This window comes from Halomarina pelagica, assembly GCF_024228315.1.
Lineage (GTDB): Archaea > Halobacteriota > Halobacteria > Halobacteriales > Haloarculaceae > Halomarina > Halomarina pelagica.
This window is the reverse complement of sequence record NZ_CP100454.1, coordinates 529,974-549,731: the sequence shown is the minus strand read 5'-3', so window position 1 is coordinate 549,731 and position 19,758 is coordinate 529,974. Positions and strand designations below refer to the sequence as shown.

Below are 19,758 nucleotides of genomic sequence, written 5' to 3'. Positions count from 1 at the left end.
CGACGTTCCTGTGGTTGCCAGGGAGTATGTCGAGTACCGAGGCGAGCGGAGACGTTCCCCGCGTTCGCGTCCCCGTCGGATCGACGGAGGCGACCGCAGCGGCGACGCTGAAGGAGGCGCGGGACTCGGCGACGGCCGCCCGCGTCGTCGAGGTCGGTCCGACCGGCGCGGTGGAACTCTCGCCGCTCGTGACCCTGACGCGAGGGGGAACGACCGCGATCCACGACCGTTGCTCGCCGGCGGACGCGGAGGAGTTGGTCGGGGAACTCGAGGACGGGACGCTCCCGACGCACGGCGCGTACGCGGTCGTCGACCACGACCCCGGAACCGGTCGGTTCCCGATACCCGGGTCGGGACCGCTCGCGGTCGGCGAGCGCCGGGTCCTGGCCCGGTGCGGGTGGGTGAGACCGAGCGCCGTCGAGGAGTACGCGGGCGACGGGTCGCTCGTCTCAGACCGGGTTCGCGAGGCTCCCGACGAGGCGCGGTCCCGGGTCGACGGGATCGGGCTCCTGGGTCGCGGCCGCGGCGACGGGAGCACCGACGAGCCGGTCGCGGAGACGTGGCGAACGGTGCGGGAGACGGAGGGGGAGCCGGTCGTCGTGGTCAACGCGAACGAGGCCGACCCGAGTGCGCTCGTGGAGCAGACGCTCCTCGAGGGGACCCCGATCGACGTCATCGACGGGGCCGCCGCGGTCGCGCACATCGTCGGGGCGACCGATGTCGTGCTGTATCTGGACGAGGCGGACGACCTCGCCCGCCGCCGGGTGCGCCGGGCGGTCTCCGCGTTCGCCGACGCGACCGATTCGGACCTGAATCTCCAGGTAGTCGCCGGGCCGGACGCGTTCGCGGCCGGGGAGATGACGATGGCGCTCGAGGCGCTCGAGGGGAACGACCGCCTCGAAGCCCGTCGCCGACCGCCGGGACCCGAGGTCTACGGGCTGTTCGGTCGGCCGACCGCCGTCCACACCGCCCGGACGGTGGCGCAGGTCCGCGCGGCGCTGTCGGAGCCCGACGCGTTCGACCCCGACGCGCTGGATCCGGGCACCCGGGTCGTGACGGTCGCCGGCGACGTCGTCGCGCCGGCGACGATCGAGCTGCCGACGGACGGCTCGCTCGAGGCGGCGCTCGACGCCGTCGACGCCGACGGGCGGACCAAGGCGGCGTGCGTCGGCGGGCGGTTCGGCGGGCTCACCCAGGACCTCGACGTCCCGCCGAGCGCGCCCGTGCTCGGGACCCTGGACCTCGGGACGAACGGGATCGTCGAGCTGTTGAACGACCGGCGGTGCATGGTCGCGTTCGCCGGCAGGCGGGCGAAGTTCGCCCGCGAGGAGAACTGCGGGCGGTGCGTCCCCGACCGCGAGGGGTCGAAGCAGCTGGTCGACCTGCTCCGGGGGATATACGACGGCGACTTCCGCGAGGACGCGATCCGCGAACTGGCCCGCGTGATGCGCCGGACGAGCCTCTGCGAGTTCGGGCAGGCCGCCCCGCGGCCCGTGACGACGGCGATGGACGACTTTCGATCCGAGTTCGCCGCCCACGCCGACGGCCACTGCCCCGCCGGCGAGTGCCGGCGGCGGGAGGTCGAACGGCGGCCCGGCTCCACGCTGGAGGGCGACGCGACCGCCGAGGTCGACGGGGGGTCCGTCACGTGAGCACCGACGAGCACCCGCTGCCCGGCGTTCCGAACGTCGAGGACCCGCAGCCGAGCACGCCCCGGACGGCGGAGTTCAGGACGGGCACGGCGAACGATCCCCCGGTCGCCGCCACCGACGGGCGCACCGCGATCACCGTCGACGGGGAGCGCGTCGACCTGGAGCCGGGGGCGACGGTCCTCGACGCGATCGAGGCGATCGACCCGGCGGGCTACGTCCCGGCGCTCTGCTACTACGAGCGCGGCGACGAGATCGAATCGAACACCGGACGGCGGTTCGCGATCGGTCCGCGGACGACGTGTCGGACGTGCGTGGTCGAGACCGAGGAGTACGGTCTCGTCCCCTCGTGCAGCTTCCCCGCCGAGGACGGGCTGACCGTCCGGACGGACGCGGACGCCGCGACGGAGGCGCGCGACGTGAACCTCGACCTCCAGCTCTCGAATCACAACCTCCGCTGTACGACGTGCGGGCAGAGCGGCCGGTGCGAACTCCAAGACGCGTCGATGGAGAACGGCGTCGAACACCCCCGGTACGGCGTCTTCGACGACCGCGACGCCTACGAGCCGATCGACACCACCTCGTCGTTCATCCAGATCGACCGCAACAAGTGCATCCTCTGCAACCGGTGCGTCGAGGCGTGCAACGACGTGCAGGCCGCGGGCGTCCTTCGCATGGAGGGCAACGGCCCCGACATGCGGATCGGCTTCCAGAGCGAGGCGGAGACGATGGACGACTCGACGTGCATCTCCTGCGGCCACTGCGCGACGGTCTGTCCGACCGGCGCGCTCGTCGAGAAGGGCCTCGTCGACATCGGGACGCTCCCGATCCCCGGGTTCGACCAGGAGACCTCCGTCGGGAAGGTGCTGCGCCGCGAGCCGGCCGAGACGATCGACACCGCGGCACACCCGAACCGCGGCGTCTACGGGCGGGAGGGATCCGAGCCGGGGATCGCGCAGGCGCGCGGCGTCTCGCGGCTGGTAGGCCGGGCGAGGCGGCAGGCCGACGAGCTGCGGACGCGGGTCGACGACTGGCTCGACGAGACGGCGGACGCGACGCTCGCGGAGATCGAACACGCCTCCGAGTTCGTCGCGGCGAACACCGTGCCCGAGGGGTTGCTGTTCGACGTCGGCTCCCGCGTCGCGAACTACCGCCTGGATCGGGTCGACGTCGCGGAGACGACCTGCGGGTACTGCGCCGTCGGCTGTCGGGTCGACCTGTACGGGAAGGACGGAGAGGTCCTCGGCACCCGACCGGCGGACCCCGAGGCGACGCCCGCGAACGCCTTCTCGACGTGCGTGAAGGGGAAGTTCGCCTACGACTTCGCCAACAGCGACGCGCGCCTGGAGACGCCGCTGATCAGGGAGGACGGCGAGTTCCGGGAGGCCACCTGGGACGAGGCGCTCTCCCGCGTCGCCGAGGAGTTCTCACGCATCCGCGACGAGGTGGGGTCCGACGCGCTCACCGTGTTCTCCTCCTCCAAGTGCACGAACGAGGAGAACTTCCTGATGCAGAAGTTCGCCCGGCAGGTGCTCGGGACGAAGAACGTCGACAACTGCACCCGCCTCTGTCACTCCTCGTCGGTCGCCGCGCTCAAGCAGACGATGGGGTACGGCGCGATGACCAACCGCATCAACGAGGACATCGGGCGGGCCGACTGTTACCTCATCACCGGCGCGAACACGACCGAGAGCCACCCCGTCCTCGCCACGCGGATCGTCCAGAACGTCCGGGCGGGGGCGGACCTGTTCGTCTTCGACCCGCGGAAGATCGAACTCGCCGAGCACGCGACCCAGTACACCCGCACCAACGGCGGCTACGACATCGCGTGGATCAACGGGATGATCCGGCACATCGTCGAGGAGGACCTCCACGACGCCGAGTTCGTAGAGGAGCGCACCCGGAACTTCGAGGCGGTGCGCGAGAAGGTCGAGCCGTTCACGCCCGAGGAGGTCGAGCGGCTGGCCGGCGTCTCGCCGGAGGAGCTGAAGAACGCCGCCGAGACGATCGCGACCGCCGACACCTGCGTCTTCGGCTGGGCCATGGGGATCTCACAGCACACCTACGGGACCCAGACGGTCCTCGCGCTCGCCGATCTCGCGCTGGTGACGGGTCACGTCGGTAAGCCCGGGGCGGGGCTGTCGCCGTTCCGCGGGCAGAACAACGTCCAGGGCGGCGGCGGCGACATGGGAACGATCCCGGACACCCTCCCCGGCTACCAGGACCTCCACGACGAGGACGTGCTCGACACGTTCGAGGACGCGTGGGGCGTCCGCCCGCCGGACGAGCCGGGCCTCCGGGTCACGGAGGTGTTCGACGAGGTCGACGAGGGGAACGTCCGCGGGTTGTACGTCATGGGCGAGAACCCGGCGATCTCGGAACCCGACCTCAACAACGCCAGGGAGAGCCTGGCGGACGTCGAGTTCCTCGTCGTGCAGGACGTGTTCCTCACCGAGACGGCCGAGTACGCGGACGTCGTCCTCCCGGCGGCGACGTTCACCGAGAAGTACGGCACGGTCACCAACACGGAGCGCCGCGTCCAGCTCGTCAGGCCGGTCGTCGACCCGCCCGGCGAGGCCAGGGAGGACTGGAGGATCCTGCAAGAACTCGCGAACAGGATGGGCTTCGACTGGGACTACGCCTCGCCCACGGAGATCATGCGCGAGGTCAACGACCTCGTGCCGATCTACGGCGGGATCACCCACGAGCGACTCGAGGAGCGGGGCGACGGCCTCCAGTGGCCCTGTCCGGACGAGGACCACCCCGGTACGCCCTACCTCTACGATGAGGAGGAGGGGTTCAACTTCGAGGACGGGAAGGCGCGGTTCGTCCCCGCCGACCTCGGCGAACCCACGGAGATCCCCGGCGAGGAGTTCCCGCTCTCGCTCACCTCCGGGCGCGTGCTCTATCACTGGCACACGGGCACGCTCACCCGCCGCGTCGAGGGACTCATGAACCACGTCGGCGAGAGCTTCGTCGAGATCCACCCGGAGACGGCGGCGAAGCTCGACGTGAACGACGGCGAGTACGTCCGCGTCACCTCGGATCGCGGGTCGATCGTCGTGAAGGCGGTGGTCACCGACCGCACCGGTCCCGGCGGGGTGTTCATCCCGATGCACTTCGCCGAGGGCGCGGTGAACGAACTCACCCAGGAGGAACTCGACCCGGTCAGCCGGATCCCCGACTACAAGCTCGCGAGCGTGAACGTCACGCCGCTCGGTCCCGATCCGGACGAGCGACCGCTCGAACCGCCCTCGCGGGACTGACCGCCGTCGTCGGGACCCGCCTCACGGTACGAGTCACCGGGGGCGGCGGCCGCCCGACCTCCGCGCCGGGGCGACGTTCCGGGCGACCGATCGTTCGATCCGATCGAACAGTGTCCCGCGCGCTCAACGAGCTATTTGTCGCGGGAAACCCACTCCCCGCCATGGAGTCGAACGTTACCCGAGACGACGTCGGCAAGACCGTCGTCACGGAAGGCGGACAGGACGTCGGGACCGTCACGGACGTCGAGGGCGGGATGCTCTACGTTGACTTCACGCACGGCGAGACGGTGGCGACCGGGGAGACCGACTCGGCCCACGAGGAGACGATCCCGACCGACGAGGTCGCGGCGATCACGGACGACGAGATCGTCCTCCGCGAGGGGGTCTGAGCCGGCGGAGTCGTCGGGACCGCCACCGAACGCGAGCCGAGCGCGCCGCTCCCCGGAGCGACGCGCCGTGAAGCGCCGTGAACGACCTCGCGCCGCGCGCCGCGAGAGACGGGGGTCGGCGGGGACCGCGTCTCGGGGCGAGCGGAAGCTACGCCTCGATCTCGCCGTCGATGTACTGGGCCTCCCACTCCTTGCGCGCGGCGATCTCGCGACGGCCGCGACGGGTGAGCGTGTAGAAGTTCGTCCGGCGATCGCGCTGGCCCTTCTCGACCAGGCCCTTCTCGACCAGCGTGTCGAGGTTGGGGTACAGTCGCCCGTGGTGAATCTCCTTCTCGTAGTAGTCCTCCAGCTCCTCCTTGATGGCGAGGCCGTGGGGTTCCTCGCGGCCGGAGATGACGTACAACAGGTCGCGCTGGAAGCCGGTCAGATCGTACATGTGTCTTTTAAGATAATAATTCGAAGGCGGTATAAACATGTCGGCCGAGGGGCACCCCCGCGATCCTCTGTCAGGGACGACCCCCCGACACCGGTGAGATACGCGATCCACAGTCGGGCCGTGCTACCCGCCGGAAGCCGCCGCCTGTCACGTCACGGCGCTAGCACCTCTCGGCGACCGACTTATCGTCCGGGAGTTCCATCCGGAGGTATGGAGGAAGTCCTGTTCGAGTCCGAGCGGACGGAATCGCGAGAGACTATCGCCGCGCACCTGCGGGCGATCGCGGACAAGCTCGAGGGCGGCGAGGCCATCACGCTCTCCGACGGCGGCGACTCGGTGACGCTCGACGTCCCCGAGCGCCCCGTCTTCGAGGTGAAGGCCGAGCGCGAGACGGGATCGGGCGCGCCGGAACTCAGCGTCGAGTTCGAACTTGAGTGGCGCGAGGGCGAGGGCGAGGGGCGCGGCGAGAGCGGCGGGCTCTCCGTCGAGTGACGCCGATCCGATCGGCTTAGAACGCCCACCGTCTCCGACTTCTCCGTCCGAATCCGCCGAGAACGCGCGGCTCTGCGAGTCATCGTCGTTCAGAAAGGAAAGCAGGCCGGGACGGGATGAAAACGCCCATCCCGGCCCGCCGCCCTGAATTGGTCCCCGCTGACGCTTCGGCCCTCCAAGCGAAGCGTCAACTGAGACAAGCGGTCACAGTAGTATAAACTTACCGGCACGCCCTCACATGTGTTCCTCCTCTAACACCCACCCCAGCGCGCGGCGGTAGTGCGTGAACAGCTTTCGGACGCCCTCGTGGCGCATCTCGTCGCTCTCGAGTTGCTCCTTGAGGAACTCGTACTGCTCGCGGATCTCGTCCTCGCTGCGCATACGCACACCACCACGCGGCGATGACAAAAGCCTGTGGCCGGCCCCCTCGTGCGGACGTCGTACAGCAGTCCGTCTCAGACGCGCTCGAGCCGCGAGAGCCCGTGCCAGATGGCGTCGATCAGCCGATCCTCGCCGCCCTGGGCGGGGTCTGTCTCCTCCCAGCCCCGCGCCAGCGCGTCCTCGAGGACGGCGGTCGAGTGGTTCTCGAAGTTGTTCATCCCGCGGAACTCCTCCAGCGCGGCGCGCGCCTCCCCGTCGAACGCCTCCGACGGCGTCCCCTCGTAGAACCCCAGCTCGGCGAGCGCCGCGAGGACATCGCGGGCGGGCTCGCCCGTCAGCTCGCGGGTCTCCTCCGGTTCGGCCCGTTCGAGCAGCGTGACGTCGTACAGGCGAAAGACGCGCTCCAGTTCCTCGATCGGCGCGTCGTGGTCGTCGACGCGCACGTCCACCCAGCGGTCGTTACCGCCGCCGTAGCCGCCCTCCGGCTTCGCGATATAGAGCGCCGCCGACTGCTCGCCGCGTCTGTCGCCGCCCGCCTCGTTGCCCGCGCGCAGCGCCGCGAGCAGCCGCTCCGGGAGCCCGCCGTCCGTCGTCTCGTACGCCTCCGCCATCGCGTCCAGGGTCTCCGGTCCCTCCAGGATGTTCCCCTGGACGGTGTAGGTCTCGCCCTGGCGATCGCCGGCGTAGTCGAAGCAGTCCTCGCCGGTGAACGCCGCGACCGAACCGTCCCGCCCGACGACGCCGATCTGCCTCGACGGGGCCTCCTCGTCCACCCCGGTCAGCGCCTCGATGGTCTCGCTCGCCGTCTTCCCCTCCCGGAGCAGGTCGTGGCCGTCCGGTCCGTAGGTGACGTTCGCGAAGCTCTGCGTGGCGATCGCGCCCGCGTCGGCGGCGACGAACGGGACCACCGCGCCGACCGCGATGAACTTCGAGTGGACGGCGACGCCGACGGCGTCGGTCTCGGGGTCGCGCGCGACGATCGAGAACGTCGACGGTCTGGGGTGCATGTCGGACGCATCGAGGGGCGGGAGAAAAGCCTTCCCTACTCCCCGTCGCCCCCCTTGCGAACGGTCAGCGGCTGTCGGCTGACTATCCGGCAGTCGAACGCCGGGTGCTCGGCGAAGTGCCAGACGAGCAGGTGTCGGCGGCCGCCGGTGGCACCTTCGACGTCGTCGGCCGTGAATTCGCGCGGGAGGCCGTCGTAGAGCGCGCGGAGCGCGTCGAAGGAGTCGAACACCTTGCTGTGTCCCGCCGAGTCGGCGCGGCGGCGCGAGACGGCGTACGTTCCGTCCGGTCGGTGTTCGCCAACGGTGTGGACGAACTCCTCGACGCGGTAGAGCGCGTCGTCGAGCGCGGCGCGCAGGGCGCGCGCCTCGGCCGCGGAGAGGACGTAGTCGTCCCCGCCGGCCGTCAGCACGACCTCGGGACCGTCGCCGCTGACCGATACGGACGGATCGCCGTTCGACCCCGACGCGGGGGCGTCACTGCGGGAGAATTTCTCGACCAGGAGCGCGGGTACTCCGTGACATGTACGCGAACGTCGACGCGCCAGCCGCATAAACCCCGCCGATCGAACAGGTCGGACTGTCGCGGCGCGACCACGTACCGTTTTGCCTCGCCGGTCCGTAGCGCCGCCATGAAGGTCCGGGGGCGACGCGAGTGCACCCAGTGTGGAACCCGGTGGTCGTACTACGAGACCGGCGAGGTGACCTGTCCGGACTGCGGGAGCCTCCGCAGCCGCGGCGTTGACGAGCGGACGCGCCACACGGACCATCCGGTGACGCTCGACCTCACCGCCGCGCGCGAGACGGCCGACGACGACCCGCTCGAGGCGGCGGCGGACGCCGCCGAGCGGTGTCGCGAGTACGTCCGCCGGACGGGGTTCATCGACGAGGGACGGCTGAAACCCCTCTCGGACACGTACCTCGCCGCGACGGAACTCGTCCACGTCGCGGGCGACCTCCGGCGGTCGATGCGCGTCACGGACGACGAGGAGTTCTACCTGCTGGGGTTGCTCCGCGGGGCCGACCTCGACGAGCGCCCCGCGCCGGGCGAGGTCCCCGACTCGCTCCGGGCGGCGCGCGGGCTCGCCTACGCATCCGCGGTCGAGGCGTACCGGGGCGACGTTCGGACCTACCTCGACGATCACCCGGACCCGCTCGTGGGGCGCGTGCTCGGTCGCCTCCGGGAGCAGGCGAAGCGCGTCGAGGCGCTCGACGGCGACGTCTCTCCCGCGACGAGCGAGCGGCTCGCCCGGGCGGCGCAGGACGTCGGCGCGTACCTCGCGGAGGGCGACGAGGACGCGCTGGCGACCGCGAAGGATCGCCTCGACGGCATGGCTTAAGCCCCTGGCGGACGCGCCCGGTCCATGGGACCGCTCGACGGCCTCCGAGTCATCGACTGCTCGGGGCTCATCGCCGGCGGCTACGCGACGATGCAGCTCGCGGACTTCGGCGCGGACGTGGTGTTCGTCGAACACCCCGAGTACCGCGACCCGATCCGAGACTGGCCGCCACACGACGACGGCGTCTCGCTCTGGTGGAAGTCGCTGGCCCGCAACAAGCGCTGCGTCACGCTCGATCTGAGCGACGAGCGGGGCCAGGCGCTCCTCCGCGAACTCGTCGCCGACGCCGACGTGCTCTTCGAGAACTTCCGCCCCGGAACCATGGAGCGGTGGGGCCTCGACTACGCGACGCTCAGCGAGGACAACCCCGGACTCGTCATGGCTCGCATCTCCGGCTACGGCCAGACCGGTCCGCGCCGCCACGACCCCGGGTTCGGCACCGCCGCGGAGGCCATCTCCGGGTTCGCCAACGTCAACGGGTTTCCCGACCGCGAGCCGCTGCTCCCGCCGATCTCGCTCGCGGACATGACCGCGGGGCTGTTCGCCGTGCAGGCGACGATGTTCGCGCTGTTCGAGCGTCGTCACAGCGGCGAGGGGCAGGTGGTCGACGCGAGCCTCTACGAGTCGCTCTTTCGGCTCTTTCCGGGCGACGTCGAGAAGTACGATCGGCTGGGGGAGGTCTCCGAGCGTCGGGGGAACCACCACGCGAACGCCTCGCCGCGCAACGTCTACGAGACGCGCGACGGGTACGTGGCGCTCTCCGCGTCCTCGCAGTCGATCTTCCGCAACCTCGCCGAGACCGTCGGCTACCCGGAACTCGCCGACGACGAGCGCTTCGCGACCAACAGCGCCCGCGTCGAACACGCCGACGAACTCGACGGATACATCGCGCCGTGGATGGCCGAGCGCACGACGGAGGAGGTCCTCGACGCCTTCGACGAGGGGGACGCGGTCGTCGCGCCGATCTACGACATGGCCGACGTCTTCGAGGACGAGCAGTACGCCGCCCGCGAGGACATCGTCGAGGTCGAGGACGGCGACCTGGGGCCGACGCGAACGCCCGCGGCGCTCCCCAAGCTCTCGCGGACGCCGGGCGCGGTGGCGCACCTCGGGGCGGGCCACGGCGAGCACAACGAGGCGGTCTTCCTGAAGGAACTGGGCCTCGACGAAGCGACCTACGCGGAGCTACGAGAGGACGGCGTCGTCTGACCGTCCGACCGCGACCGTCCGCGCCGAGCGGAGCGAGGCGGACGATCGGCGGGTCGATCGCGTGGGCCGATCGAACGCTCGGCGGACGTCGAGCCGGTCGAGGGCGAACTGGGCGAGCAGGCGGCGAGGGGGAGGGGAGGGGAGAGAGGAACGCGAGACGGCGCGCCGCGCAACCGCTGTCCGGGAGCGACTCCCGCGACCGTCTCGCGTCGGTCGTCAGGTCACGGGGACCCTGGCCGCGGTTTCGGTTATAAACCCTCGTCCCGAGCGAGGAGCGCGAGGACGAGATCGCGGTCGTAGGTGTCCGCCGGGATCGTCTCGCGCCACTCGACGGCGCGGATGTCCTCGCCGTCGAGTCCGGGGTCTTCGGCGGGTTCGACTGTCACGGGCGCGGCGTCGAACGTGGCGAAGTGAAACCGGAACGCGTCGTCGCCGCTGACGAACGTCTGCTCCGAGATGGCGGCGAGGCCGTCGATCTCGACTTCGATCCCCGTCTCCTCTCGGACCTCTCGCACGGCACCCTCAGCTAGCGTCTCGTCGCGTTCGAGCATTCCGCCGGGGAGGAACCAGCGACCGTCCTGTTCGACGAGCAGGGCGCGCCCCTCACGGACGACGAGCGCGCCGACGCCCCAGCCGCGCGCGGCGCGCGAGCGGACCGACTCGAACGTCTCGGCGTCGAGTTCGACGGCGTTCTCGTTCCTGATCGCGTCGCCGTAGCGGTCGAGCAGGACGTCGGGATGGGGATCCGGGTCGGGGTCGCTGGGGGAGGTCCTCGGGTCGGATCCGCCGACGTGGTCACCCATCTCAGGGCAGGTCGACGGGCACGCCCTCCTGCTCGCTCGCGGCCTTGACGGTGTTGTAGAGGAGCATCGCGCGGGTCATCGGCCCGACGCCGCCCGGGACGGGCGTGATGGCGCTCGCGACCTCCCTCGCGCTCTCGAACTCGACGTCCCCGACCAGCTCGTAACCCCGCTCGGTGTCGGCGTCCACGCGGTTGACGCCGACGTCGATCACGACCGCGCCGTCCTTCAGCATCGAGCCGTCGATCAGCTCCGGGACGCCGACGGCGGCGACCACCACGTCCGCCTCGCGCGTCTTCGCCGCGAGGTCCGTCGTGCGCGAGTGACAGACGGTCACCGTGGCGTTGCCGCCCGCCCCCTTCTGGATCAGGAGGTTGGCGAGGGGCTTGCCGACGATGTTCGATCGGCCGACGATCACCACGTCCTTGCCCTCGGGGTCCACGTCGACGCTCTCGAGGAGCTTCTGGACGCCGTGGGGCGTGCAGGGCTTGAACCGGGCGTGACCGGCGACGAGGCGGCCGACGTTCTCGGGGTGAAAGCCGTCCACGTCTTTCGCGGGATCGACGCTCCGGAGGACGCGCCGGGTGTCCACGTGGTCGGGGACCGGCATCTGGACGAGCACGCCGTGGATCGCTGGGTCGGCGTTCAGGTCGTCGATCGCGTCGTAGAGGTCCTCCGCGGGGGCGTCGGGGGCGACCTCGACGTGGACGCCGTCGATGCCGACCTCCTCGCAGTCGCGCTGCTTCATCGAGACGTACGTCTCGCTCGCCGGATCGTCGCTCATCAGCACCGTCGCGAGGCCGGGAGTGACGCCCGCGTCCGCGAGGGCGTCGATGCTCGCCTCGAGTCCGGCGCGAACGTCGGCGGCGACGGCGTTGCCGTCGATGACGTCGGTCATGTCCGAGAGGCGGACCGCCGCGCTAATGAATACTCGGATTCGTGCTTATCTTCCGGTACCGAACCCTCAACGATATGCACGTTCGAGGATATTGGCGGTGAGGTCGGCGCGTCGGCCCGCCGAGCGCGTCCGTCCGACGCCGCTCAGTCGTACAGCGGGAAGTCGGCGCAGAGCGCCTGCACGTCCTCTGCGACCTCGGCCTTCACGTCCACGTCGTCGTGGTTGTCCACGACGCGGTAGATGAGGTCCGCGACCTCCTGGCTCGCGGCCTCGTCGAACCCGCGGGTGGTGAGCGCGGGCGTGCCGGCGCGGATGCCCGAGGGGTTGAACGGCGAGCGGGTCTCGCCCGGCACCGTGTTCTTGTTCAGGACGATCCCCACGTCCTCCAGCGCGGACTCGGCGTCCCCGCCCGTGGTATCGGGGTGGGAGTCGCGCAGGTCGACGAGCACGAGGTGGGTGTCCGTCCCGCCGGAGACGAGCGAGAGGCCGTTCTCCTGCAGGCGCGCGCCGAGGGCCTTCGCGTTGTCGACGACCTGCCGGGCGTACTCGGTGAACTCGGGTTGCAGCGCCTCCTTGAAGCCGACGGCCTTCCCCGCGACGTTGTGCATGAGCGGGCCGCCCTGGCCGCCGGGGAAGACGGCCGAATCGACGGCGTCGGCGTGTTCCTCGCTCGTCATGACGATGCCGCCGCGGCCCGCCCGGATCGTCTTGTGCGTGCTCCCCGTGACGAAGTCCGCGATCCCCACCGGCGAGGGGTGGACCCCGGCGGCGACCAGCCCCGTGATGTGCGCCATGTCCGCCAGGTGGTAGGCGTCCACCTCCTCCGCCGTCTCCTGGATTCGCTCCCAGTCGACCTGCCGGGGGTACGCCGAGTAGCCCGAGACGACGATGTCCGGGTCGAACTCGCGGGCGAGGTCGTCCAGCCCCTCGTAGTCGAGGTAGCCCGTCTCGGGATCGACCTCGTACTGCTCTACCTCGTACAGCTGTCCGGTGAAGTTGGCGGGGTGGCCGTGGCTGAGGTGGCCGCCGTGGGTGAGATCGAGCGAGAGGATCCTGTCGCCGGGGTCGAGCATCGCGAAGTAGACCGCCATGTTCGCCTGCGTCCCCGAGTGCGGCTGGACGTTGACGTGCTCCGCCCCCCACAGCTCCCGCGCCCGCTCGACGGCGAGGCTCTCTACTTCGTCCGCGTACTCACAGCCCGCGTAGTAGCGCGAGCCGGGGTAACCCTCGGCGTACTTGTTCGTCAGGGCGCTCCCCTGCGCTTCGAGGACCGCCCGGGAGGCGTGGTTCTCCGAGGCGATCATCGAAAGCGTCTCGCGCTGCCGTTCGACCTCGGCGGTCAGCGCGTCGGCGACCGCCGGATCGACCGCACGGACGTGCTCGTAGTCCATGTGCGCCCATCGACCGGGGGCACTCAATAATCTACCCCTACCGGTCGAATCGGAAGTGGGCGATACATCTTTACGACTCTACTCGTATCGACTAACGAATGAGAGAGCGTGCAGTCGACGTGACGGATTCCGTAGACGGCATCGGTTCCGACGGGCCGATACTCACCGTCTCCGCCACGCCTGCGGGCATCGCGACCGCGCTGACGCACCTCTCTGACCTGACGCGCACGACGGACGCGGCCCGTTCGCACCCCGACGCCCGTCCCCACCCCCCGCTCGTCTCGGTGAGCGATCGGACGCACGTCCCGCCGGTGCTTCGCCTGTGTCGCCCCACCACCGGCGTCGAATTCCGCCTGCCGCCCACCCGCGAGTACCTGTTCGTGGCGGCCCCGCTCGCGTACTACCTCGGGGCGACGGTCACGCTCGCGGACGACGAGTCGGCGACCCCGCGACTGCTCACCCCCGGAGTCGAGCACGACCTGAACGCGCTCCCCGCGTTCCAGACGGACGTGGCCGACCTCCTGCGCCACGTGTTCTTTCTCGACTGTCTGGTCCGCGAGCGCCAGGGAGAGGCGTTCGCGTGCTGGCGCGACGCGCTCCCGGAGTACGGGCTCTGTCCGCTCTCGCTGTCGGACGCCCCGCTCGCGGCCCGACTGGAGGCGTACCTCGACGTTCCGCCGGAGACGTTCGAGGACTGCTGGCCGGAGTGGCACCTGGCGACCTACGCCGACCCGACCGCGGAGTCGCTCGCGTGTCTCCCCTACCTGCTCGACTCGCTGAGCCTGATCTACCTCCCCGAGTGGTCCGACATCGACGCGCAGGGGCTCCTGCGGCGCTCGCTGGACGACTTCTTCCGCGCGCCCACCGGGCCGATCGCGTCGGTCGACGTGGTCGATCCCGAGTTGCAGGCGGGCGAGCTGCACGCCTGGCTCGCGGAGGGCGTGCCGGTGTCCGCGTTCACGCTCTCGCGCTCGGCGTTCGAGAACCGATTCGCGGCCCCGCCGCCGAACGACACGCTCGACGTCTCGGTCGTCCTGAACGACGACGCGATGGAGGGCGAACACGAGGTCGTGGCGCGGACCTACCGCGAGCGCTCCGCCGGGACGCCCGCCGACGTGACCGTCCACGAGTCGCTCTCGGTCGACGAACTCGCGCGGTTGCTCGAATCGCCCTGCGACTTCGTCCACTACATCGGCCACTGCGAGGTGGGCGGCCTCCAGTGTTCGGACGGCGGCCTCGACTGCGAGAGCCTCTCGCAGTCGGGCGTCCGGACGTTCTTCCTCAACGCCTGCGGATCGTACCACCAGGGTCGAGCGCTGGTCGAACGCGGGAGCGTCGCCGGGGCGGTCACGCTCCGCACCGTCCTCAACCGCCCGGCAGCGACCGTGGGGACGACGTTCGCTCGCCTGCTCATGTGCGGGTTCGGCATCGAGCGCGCCATGCAACTCGCCCGCCGGCAGATCATGATGAGCACCGACTACGCGGTGGTCGGCGACGGTACCTACTCGCTCACCGACGCGGAACCCGCGGTCGTCCACCTCGACGCGACCGACGACGGCTACGACCTGACCTACACGATCCCGGCGGACGGGCGCGTCGGCGACGGGTTCCGCGCGCCGTTCGAGACCTGCCGACGCCTCCGCGGGACGACCGCCGAGACGTCGCTCGACCGCGAGGCCGTCGTGGAGTTCTTAAAAGACCGGGACGTGCCGGTCATCTACGACGGTAATCTTCACTTATCTGATACGTTGGCCGACGCGCTGAAAATGGCTTGAACGCCGCGAATATAAATTCGGAGGGCGTTTTCAGTTATTGATAAACAGTGAAATTAAATACCTGCTTACTCTATAGTACAACAATGACTTCGAACTTACTCGAGTCGAACGTCGAATCGCTGCTTTCCGCCGCGCTCGCGGACGCCGAGGGGACGGTCTACGTCATCAACCCCTCCGCCGAGACGTTCGAGGCAGCGGTCGACGTCATCGCCGACGCCGAGGACGTGTCGGTCCGACTGCTCGGCGACGAACGCATGCTCAAGGACGTGCTCGGCGACTTCCTCATCGCCAGTACCGCGGCCGACCTCGTCGACGCGGATCGCCTCGAACTGCGCGGCTACGACGAACCGTCGAACACCCTCATCGTCACCGACAGTGCCGTCATGGCCGTCGTCAGCGCCGGGGACCACGTCGCCGGACTCGCCACCGACGACGGGCGCTTCGTCGAGAGCGCGGGACAGCAGTACGAGTCCATCTGGGAGGCCGCGAAGCCGTTCAACCTCCGCACGCCCCCCATCAGCCGCGTCCGCGACTCGCTGAACGAGGAGATCGGCGCGGACGTGGCGGGCGACTTCGACGGCGTCCTCGCCTCCCTCGAGACCGCCCGCGGCGACGGCGACGGGCTCGACGAGGTGACCATCAGCCTGCTCGTCGCGGCGAAGAACCAGGAACTGCTCTACGACATCTCCAAGTGGGGCGAGGACGTGGGCATCGCCTCGAAGGCGACGTTCTCCCGGACGAAGACCCGGCTGGAGGAACTCGGCCTCATCGACACCGAGAAGGTCCCGATCGACGTCGGCCGCCCGCGCCTGCGCCTCGTCCTCGGCGACGACCGGCTGCGCGATGCCGACACGGACGAACTCGCCAACGTCGCCCAGAGCCTGCTCGCCTCCTAACGGCGGACCGTAATCGCCCGACTTTTCCTTCCTTCCACGCCTGGCTACTGGCATGACCGTCGAACTCGTCGGGGACGGCCCCGCCGCGGACGCCGTTCGAGCGACGCTGACCGACGCCGGCGCGAACGTCGTCGGGACGACCGCCGACGCCCTCGGTGACAACGACCTCGCCGTCGTCGTCGCCGCCGTCGGCGCGCCGGCGTTCGAGGCGGCGAACGCCGCCCGGGGGCGCTGGCTCGCCGTCGAACTGGGCGGCGTCGGCGGGTACGCCGTCGCCGGCGTCGAGGCGTCGGTCGCCGGGTTCGGTCCCTCCACGGGCTGTTACGACTGCCTCCGGGGGCGCGTCGCGGCGAACCTCGCGGAGACGGACGACGGAGAGATCGACGCGCCGACGGCGCGGCTGGCGGGGGCCGTCGCCGGGCGAGAAGTCGCCCGGTTGCTCGCGGGCGACGGTTCGTCGGGCGCGTCGATCCTCGGGCGCGTCATCGAGGTCCCGCACGCGAGGCGGGAGTTCCTGCCCCTCCCGCACTGCTCCTGCGCCCCGGAGCGCGACTGGAGCCTCCGGCGCGATCACGAGGGGCGGAGCCTCGACGACGCGCTGTCGCGGGCCGAGCGCGCGCTCGACGAGCGCGTCGGCGCGGTGCGCGAGGTGGGCGAGGCGGAGTCGTTCCCCCTGCCGTACTACCTCGCGACCGTCTGCGACACGACCGGCTTCAGCGACGCGCGCGCGGCGGGGCACGCGGCGGGCGTGGATCCCGACTGGAACGCGGCGCTGATGAAGGCGCTCGGCGAAGCGCTCGAACGCTACGGCGCGGGCGTCTACCGCCGGGGCGACCTCCTCACCGCGCCCGCCGCGCGCCTGCCGGAGGCCGTCCCCGCGGGCGAGTTCGTCGCGCCCGAGGGGGTCGCCCCGCCCGCCGACGAGCCGACGGCCTGGGTGCCGGGCGAGGACCTGCGGACGGGCGAGCGCGTCGCACTCCCCGCCGAACGCGCGCTGTTCCCTTACGAGACCGACGGCCCGACGATCACCACCGGCCTCGGACTCGGCAACTCCGGCGCGGCGGCGCTCGTCTCGGGGCTGACGGAGGTGGTAGAGCGCGACGCCGCCATGCTCGCGTGGTACTCGACGTTCGAACCGCTCGGGGTCGACGTGGACGACGAGGGGTTCGAGGCGCTCGTCCGGCGCGCCCGCGCCGAGGGGCTGTCCGTGACGGCGACGCTCCTCACGCAGGACGTGGACGTGCCGGTCGTCGCCTGCGCGGTCCACCGGGAGGGGGAGTGGCCCCGCTTCGCGCTGGGGACGGCGGCCGACCTCGACCCCGCCGCGGCCGCGCGCTCTGCGTGCTGCGAGGCCGTCCAGAACTGGCTCGAACTGCGCGGGATGGGGCGCGCCGACGCCGCCGACGCCGGCGGGCGCATCGGGCACTTCGCCTCCCTCCCCGACTCCGTCCGGGGCTTCGTGGAGCCGGCGGCGACGGTCCCCGCGTCGAGCCTCACCGACGGGGTGCCCGAGGGCGAGGCCGCGCTGTCGGCGCTCGTCGAGCGCGTGACGGACGCCGGCCTCGACGCCTACGCCGCCCGGCTGACGCCGCGGGACGTGGACCTGCTCGGGTTCGAGGTCGTCCGCGTACTCGTCCCCGGGGCCCAGCCGCTGTTCATGGGCGACGCCTACTTCGGCGAGCGCGCGGAGACGGTGCCCGGCGAACTGGGCTTCGAGCCGCGCCTCCGCCGGGAGCACCACCCGTTCCCGTAGCGCGCTCGGCGGCGGAAGACACTTACCGTGCGCCGAGGTACCACGGTCGATGCCCTCCACCGACGACTCGAACCGCGGTCGGATCGTCCTCCTGCTCTGCGCGCTCGTCGCGCTCGCCGGGTGCCTCGGCGGGGCGTCGAACGGGGCGAGCGACGCGAACGGAACCAACGGATCGAGCGACGCGAACCGGACGGACGGGGCGAACGCGACGAACGATTCCGGACCATCGACCTCCGAGTCCCCGGCGTACGTCGTCGAGGACGCCTCGCTGGCCTTCGACAGACACCACAACCGGAGCTACTTCGACCCGCCCGACGCCGAGCATCTCCCCCACGAGGCGACGGCGGTCGAGTTCGACCGCGAGTCGAGTCGCGTCGTCGTCACCGGTTCGACGACGGGGATCGGCGACCGCCACTGCATCGCGGTGAACCTGACGACCGCCGAACGGACCGCGAACGGGTCGCTGCTCGTGGTCGTCGAGGATCGGACGATCGTCCCGGAGGACCGGCGCGGCTGTAACGCGACCGCGACGGCCTACGACTACCGCGCGACCGTCGAGGTTTCGGGCGACCTCCCCGAGCGGGTCGTCGTCGTCCACGCGGACGACGCGGAGGGGGGCGAGTTCCGCGCGGTCGTGACCCGCAGCGAGGCCGGCACTGTCGTCGCGGCGGAGGGGATGCAGTAGCGATCGAGGGGAGGGGAGGTGAGGCGGGTTCAGATCCCGAACGTCGCGCGGAGCATGTCGCGCGTGCCCGGCCCGAGGCCGACGGCGACGATGGCGACGAGCAGCAGGATGGCGTAGCGCGGGCTCTCCTCGAACACCGTCTCGTCGAAGATGTAGACGACGAGCGTCGCGGCGACGATCTTCACGAGGAGGAACGGCCACGCGCTCCCGATGGCCGTGACGACGCTCTGGGGGAGGACGACCGAGGAGTACTCGATGATGAACTGGTTGATCGGGTGCTTCGGGGAGTACTGGAAGGGGAGACCGATCGCGGTCGCCCAGTCGGCGGCGATGACGTTCGCGACGCCGTCGAGCGCGTGGGCGAACAGGACGACGAGCGCGATGAGGCCCGTCCCGGCGGTGATCTCAGGCGCGTAGCGGTCGGCCGCGAAGTAGACCACGCCCGCGATCAGTATCGACAACAGGAGGGTGAGCACGAGCATCTGCGGGTAGAACCCGGCGTTCTCGAGCGCCGGCGCGAGCCGACCGGTGACGATCACGTAGAGGTAGGCGAGCGTGCCGAGCAGGAAGGCGGTTCCGAAGGCGGCGAGCGGCGTCTCGTAGCGCTCGACGACGCCGCGGCGTTCGAGGGCGACGCTGACGAGTAGCGAGGCGAGCGTGACCGCGAAGACGGTGAAGTAGATGACGGGGCTGATGAGGAGCGTGTTGAGCGGATAGGTGATCAGCTGATCGACGCCGTTTGCGGCGACGGCGGCGTCGTTCGCGTCCTCGACCACGCGGAGCGCCCCGCCGAAGAACATGAACGGGACGAGCGCGAAGAACGCCGAGCGCTCGCGGACGAGGTCGAACCGGCGGAGCAGGAAGAGCACGCCGGCGAGCATGAACACGAGCGTCGCCGCGTAGCCGACCTCGGAGACGAGCGTGTAGCCCGGCTCCGCGACGACGCGCCCCGCCGCCTCCGCCCGCGCGCAGGCGGCCGAGTCGTAGACGAAGTCGACCGACCCGCCGGCGCGGACCGCGCACGCGGCGTTGTTCGCGTCGGCGACGACGGGGCCCCAGAAGTACTGCCAGATGAACCGATCGTAGACGAGTTCGCGGAAGACCAGCGACCCTCCGACGAGGACGACGAGGGCGGCGATGCCGACGTAGAGCCACGCCCGTTCGGGGCTGAGGCGGGCTCCGAACCGCTCTTCGAGTTCCATACGGGGAGTGGCTGTCCCCGACGTGTTTAGGGTTCCGGTCGTCTGCGCCCCGATCGCAAACCCCCGAAACAGAGGGCGTTCCGTTCACGGCATCGCGTCCCGCTTACGGCATCGCGGCGCGGCGCGGGGCGGCGCGCCGTCGAACCGCGCCGAATGCCCACCGATTATGGCGGGCGGCGACGAGGGAGGACG

The 19,758-nt window shown here is 70.7% G+C and carries 18 protein-coding genes; 10 read left to right on the top strand and 8 right to left on the bottom strand.

Going from position 1 to position 19,758, the window contains the following annotated elements; translation table 11 throughout:
* Window positions 1-26: 26 nt before the first annotated feature.
* The 3 genes from NKI68_RS02850 to NKI68_RS02840 all read left to right on the top strand — a co-directional run bounded on the left by NKI68_RS02850 (window position 27) and on the right by NKI68_RS02840 (window position 5,304).
* Window positions 27-1,652, top strand: coding sequence for an NADH-ubiquinone oxidoreductase-F iron-sulfur binding region domain-containing protein (locus NKI68_RS02850; RefSeq protein ID WP_254545179.1), 1,626 nt, complete (start codon window positions 27-29; stop codon window positions 1,650-1,652).
* Entirely contained in the window at window positions 1,649-4,915 is a 3,267-nt protein-coding gene (gene fdhF, locus NKI68_RS02845; protein WP_254545178.1) for a formate dehydrogenase subunit alpha, read from the top strand. The genes NKI68_RS02850 and fdhF overlap by 4 nt, the downstream gene beginning before the upstream one ends.
* A gap of 161 nt (window positions 4,916-5,076) precedes the next feature.
* Entirely contained in the window at window positions 5,077-5,304 is a 228-nt protein-coding gene (locus NKI68_RS02840) for a DUF8593 domain-containing protein (RefSeq protein ID WP_254545177.1), read from the top strand.
* 148 nt (window positions 5,305-5,452) lie between these two features.
* Here NKI68_RS02840 and NKI68_RS02835 read toward each other — a convergent pair whose 3' ends face one another.
* Window positions 5,453-5,740: a PadR family transcriptional regulator gene (locus NKI68_RS02835; protein ID WP_254545176.1), complete on the bottom strand. Its 288-nt coding sequence runs from the start codon at window positions 5,738-5,740 to the stop codon at window positions 5,453-5,455.
* A 210-nt stretch (window positions 5,741-5,950) separates the two neighbouring features.
* On the opposite strand from NKI68_RS02835, the gene NKI68_RS02830 reads away from it, so the two are divergent.
* The gene (locus NKI68_RS02830; RefSeq protein ID WP_254545175.1) at window positions 5,951-6,232 is read left to right on the top strand and encodes an amphi-Trp domain-containing protein; all 282 of its coding nucleotides are present in this window, start codon (window positions 5,951-5,953) and stop codon (window positions 6,230-6,232) included.
* A 234-nt stretch (window positions 6,233-6,466) separates the two neighbouring features.
* On the opposite strand, the gene NKI68_RS02825 is transcribed toward NKI68_RS02830, so the two are convergent.
* The 3 genes from NKI68_RS02825 to NKI68_RS02815 form a co-directional block, all read right to left on the bottom strand.
* Window positions 6,467-6,613: a DUF8555 family protein gene (locus NKI68_RS02825; RefSeq protein WP_254545174.1), complete on the bottom strand. Its 147-nt coding sequence runs from the start codon at window positions 6,611-6,613 to the stop codon at window positions 6,467-6,469.
* Between the two features lie 74 nt (window positions 6,614-6,687).
* On the bottom strand, window positions 6,688-7,620 hold the full coding sequence (locus NKI68_RS02820; protein WP_254545173.1) for a DUF1028 domain-containing protein: 933 nt from the start codon (window positions 7,618-7,620) through the stop codon (window positions 6,688-6,690).
* Window positions 7,621-7,655: 35 nt separating this feature from the next.
* Window positions 7,656-8,030 (bottom strand): DUF7528 family protein, encoded by a 375-nt coding sequence (locus NKI68_RS02815; RefSeq protein WP_254545172.1) that lies wholly within the window; start codon window positions 8,028-8,030, stop codon window positions 7,656-7,658.
* A gap of 219 nt (window positions 8,031-8,249) precedes the next feature.
* Between NKI68_RS02815 and NKI68_RS02810 the strand changes: the two genes are divergently transcribed.
* Both NKI68_RS02810 and NKI68_RS02805 read left to right on the top strand, forming a co-directional pair.
* A complete protein-coding gene (locus NKI68_RS02810) occupies window positions 8,250-8,957 on the top strand; it encodes a DUF7117 family protein (protein ID WP_254545171.1) in 708 nt (235 codons plus the stop codon).
* A gap of 24 nt (window positions 8,958-8,981) precedes the next feature.
* Window positions 8,982-10,166: a CaiB/BaiF CoA transferase family protein gene (locus NKI68_RS02805; protein ID WP_254545170.1), complete on the top strand. Its 1,185-nt coding sequence runs from the start codon at window positions 8,982-8,984 to the stop codon at window positions 10,164-10,166.
* A 248-nt stretch (window positions 10,167-10,414) separates the two neighbouring features.
* Here NKI68_RS02805 and NKI68_RS02800 read toward each other — a convergent pair whose 3' ends face one another.
* From NKI68_RS02800 to glyA, 3 genes are all read right to left on the bottom strand, one after another.
* Window positions 10,415-10,969 (bottom strand): NUDIX domain-containing protein, encoded by a 555-nt coding sequence (locus NKI68_RS02800; protein WP_254545169.1) that lies wholly within the window; start codon window positions 10,967-10,969, stop codon window positions 10,415-10,417.
* Window position 10,970: 1 nt separating this feature from the next.
* Window positions 10,971-11,864, bottom strand: coding sequence for a tetrahydrofolate dehydrogenase/cyclohydrolase catalytic domain-containing protein (locus tag NKI68_RS02795; RefSeq protein WP_254545168.1), 894 nt, complete (start codon window positions 11,862-11,864; stop codon window positions 10,971-10,973).
* 143 nt (window positions 11,865-12,007) lie between these two features.
* Window positions 12,008-13,255 carry a serine hydroxymethyltransferase gene (glyA, locus tag NKI68_RS02790; RefSeq protein WP_254545167.1) on the bottom strand — a complete coding sequence of 416 codons (1,248 nt, stop codon included), beginning with the start codon at window positions 13,253-13,255 and terminating at the stop codon, window positions 12,008-12,010.
* A gap of 98 nt (window positions 13,256-13,353) precedes the next feature.
* On the opposite strand from glyA, the gene NKI68_RS02785 reads away from it, so the two are divergent.
* From NKI68_RS02785 to NKI68_RS02770, 4 genes are all read left to right on the top strand, one after another.
* Window positions 13,354-15,030 carry a CHAT domain-containing protein gene (locus NKI68_RS02785; protein ID WP_254545166.1) on the top strand — a complete coding sequence of 559 codons (1,677 nt, stop codon included), beginning with the start codon at window positions 13,354-13,356 and terminating at the stop codon, window positions 15,028-15,030.
* Between the two features lie 83 nt (window positions 15,031-15,113).
* Complete coding sequence (tbsP, locus tag NKI68_RS02780; protein WP_254545165.1) at window positions 15,114-15,926, top strand: transcriptional regulator TbsP; 813 nt, start codon at window positions 15,114-15,116, stop codon at window positions 15,924-15,926.
* Between the two features lie 52 nt (window positions 15,927-15,978).
* On the top strand, window positions 15,979-17,679 hold the full coding sequence (locus NKI68_RS02775) for a YcaO-like family protein (RefSeq protein WP_254545164.1): 1,701 nt from the start codon (window positions 15,979-15,981) through the stop codon (window positions 17,677-17,679).
* A gap of 49 nt (window positions 17,680-17,728) precedes the next feature.
* On the top strand, window positions 17,729-18,364 hold the full coding sequence (locus NKI68_RS02770; RefSeq protein WP_254545163.1) for a hypothetical protein: 636 nt from the start codon (window positions 17,729-17,731) through the stop codon (window positions 18,362-18,364).
* Window positions 18,365-18,393: 29 nt separating this feature from the next.
* Here NKI68_RS02770 and NKI68_RS02765 read toward each other — a convergent pair whose 3' ends face one another.
* The gene (locus NKI68_RS02765) at window positions 18,394-19,566 is read right to left on the bottom strand and encodes a DUF63 family protein (protein WP_254545162.1); all 1,173 of its coding nucleotides are present in this window, start codon (window positions 19,564-19,566) and stop codon (window positions 18,394-18,396) included.
* Window positions 19,567-19,758: the final 192 nt, after the last annotated feature.

What these genes read in the sequence shown, in the direction of transcription:
- NKI68_RS02805 (WP_254545170.1), top strand. Translation starts at nt 8,982, where the DNA reads ATGGGACCGCTCGACGGCCTCCGAGTCATCGACTGCTCGGGGCTCATC.
- NKI68_RS02765 (WP_254545162.1), bottom strand. Translation starts at nt 19,566, where the DNA reads ATGGAACTCGAAGAGCGGTTCGGAGCCCGCCTCAGCCCCGAACGGGCG.
- tbsP (WP_254545165.1), top strand. Translation starts at nt 15,114, where the DNA reads ATGACTTCGAACTTACTCGAGTCGAACGTCGAATCGCTGCTTTCCGCC.
- NKI68_RS02850 (WP_254545179.1), top strand. Translation starts at nt 27, where the DNA reads ATGTCGAGTACCGAGGCGAGCGGAGACGTTCCCCGCGTTCGCGTCCCC.
- NKI68_RS02795 (WP_254545168.1), bottom strand. Translation starts at nt 11,864, where the DNA reads ATGACCGACGTCATCGACGGCAACGCCGTCGCCGCCGACGTTCGCGCC.
- NKI68_RS02820 (WP_254545173.1), bottom strand. Translation starts at nt 7,620, where the DNA reads ATGCACCCCAGACCGTCGACGTTCTCGATCGTCGCGCGCGACCCCGAG.
- NKI68_RS02835 (WP_254545176.1), bottom strand. Translation starts at nt 5,740, where the DNA reads ATGTACGATCTGACCGGCTTCCAGCGCGACCTGTTGTACGTCATCTCC.
- NKI68_RS02830 (WP_254545175.1), top strand. Translation starts at nt 5,951, where the DNA reads ATGGAGGAAGTCCTGTTCGAGTCCGAGCGGACGGAATCGCGAGAGACT.
- glyA (WP_254545167.1), bottom strand. Translation starts at nt 13,255, where the DNA reads ATGGACTACGAGCACGTCCGTGCGGTCGATCCGGCGGTCGCCGACGCG.
- NKI68_RS02775 (WP_254545164.1), top strand. Translation starts at nt 15,979, where the DNA reads ATGACCGTCGAACTCGTCGGGGACGGCCCCGCCGCGGACGCCGTTCGA.
- NKI68_RS02810 (WP_254545171.1), top strand. Translation starts at nt 8,250, where the DNA reads ATGAAGGTCCGGGGGCGACGCGAGTGCACCCAGTGTGGAACCCGGTGG.
- NKI68_RS02800 (WP_254545169.1), bottom strand. Translation starts at nt 10,969, where the DNA reads ATGGGTGACCACGTCGGCGGATCCGACCCGAGGACCTCCCCCAGCGAC.
- NKI68_RS02840 (WP_254545177.1), top strand. Translation starts at nt 5,077, where the DNA reads ATGGAGTCGAACGTTACCCGAGACGACGTCGGCAAGACCGTCGTCACG.
- NKI68_RS02825 (WP_254545174.1), bottom strand. Translation starts at nt 6,613, where the DNA reads ATGCGCAGCGAGGACGAGATCCGCGAGCAGTACGAGTTCCTCAAGGAG.
- NKI68_RS02770 (WP_254545163.1), top strand. Translation starts at nt 17,729, where the DNA reads ATGCCCTCCACCGACGACTCGAACCGCGGTCGGATCGTCCTCCTGCTC.
- NKI68_RS02785 (WP_254545166.1), top strand. Translation starts at nt 13,354, where the DNA reads ATGAGAGAGCGTGCAGTCGACGTGACGGATTCCGTAGACGGCATCGGT.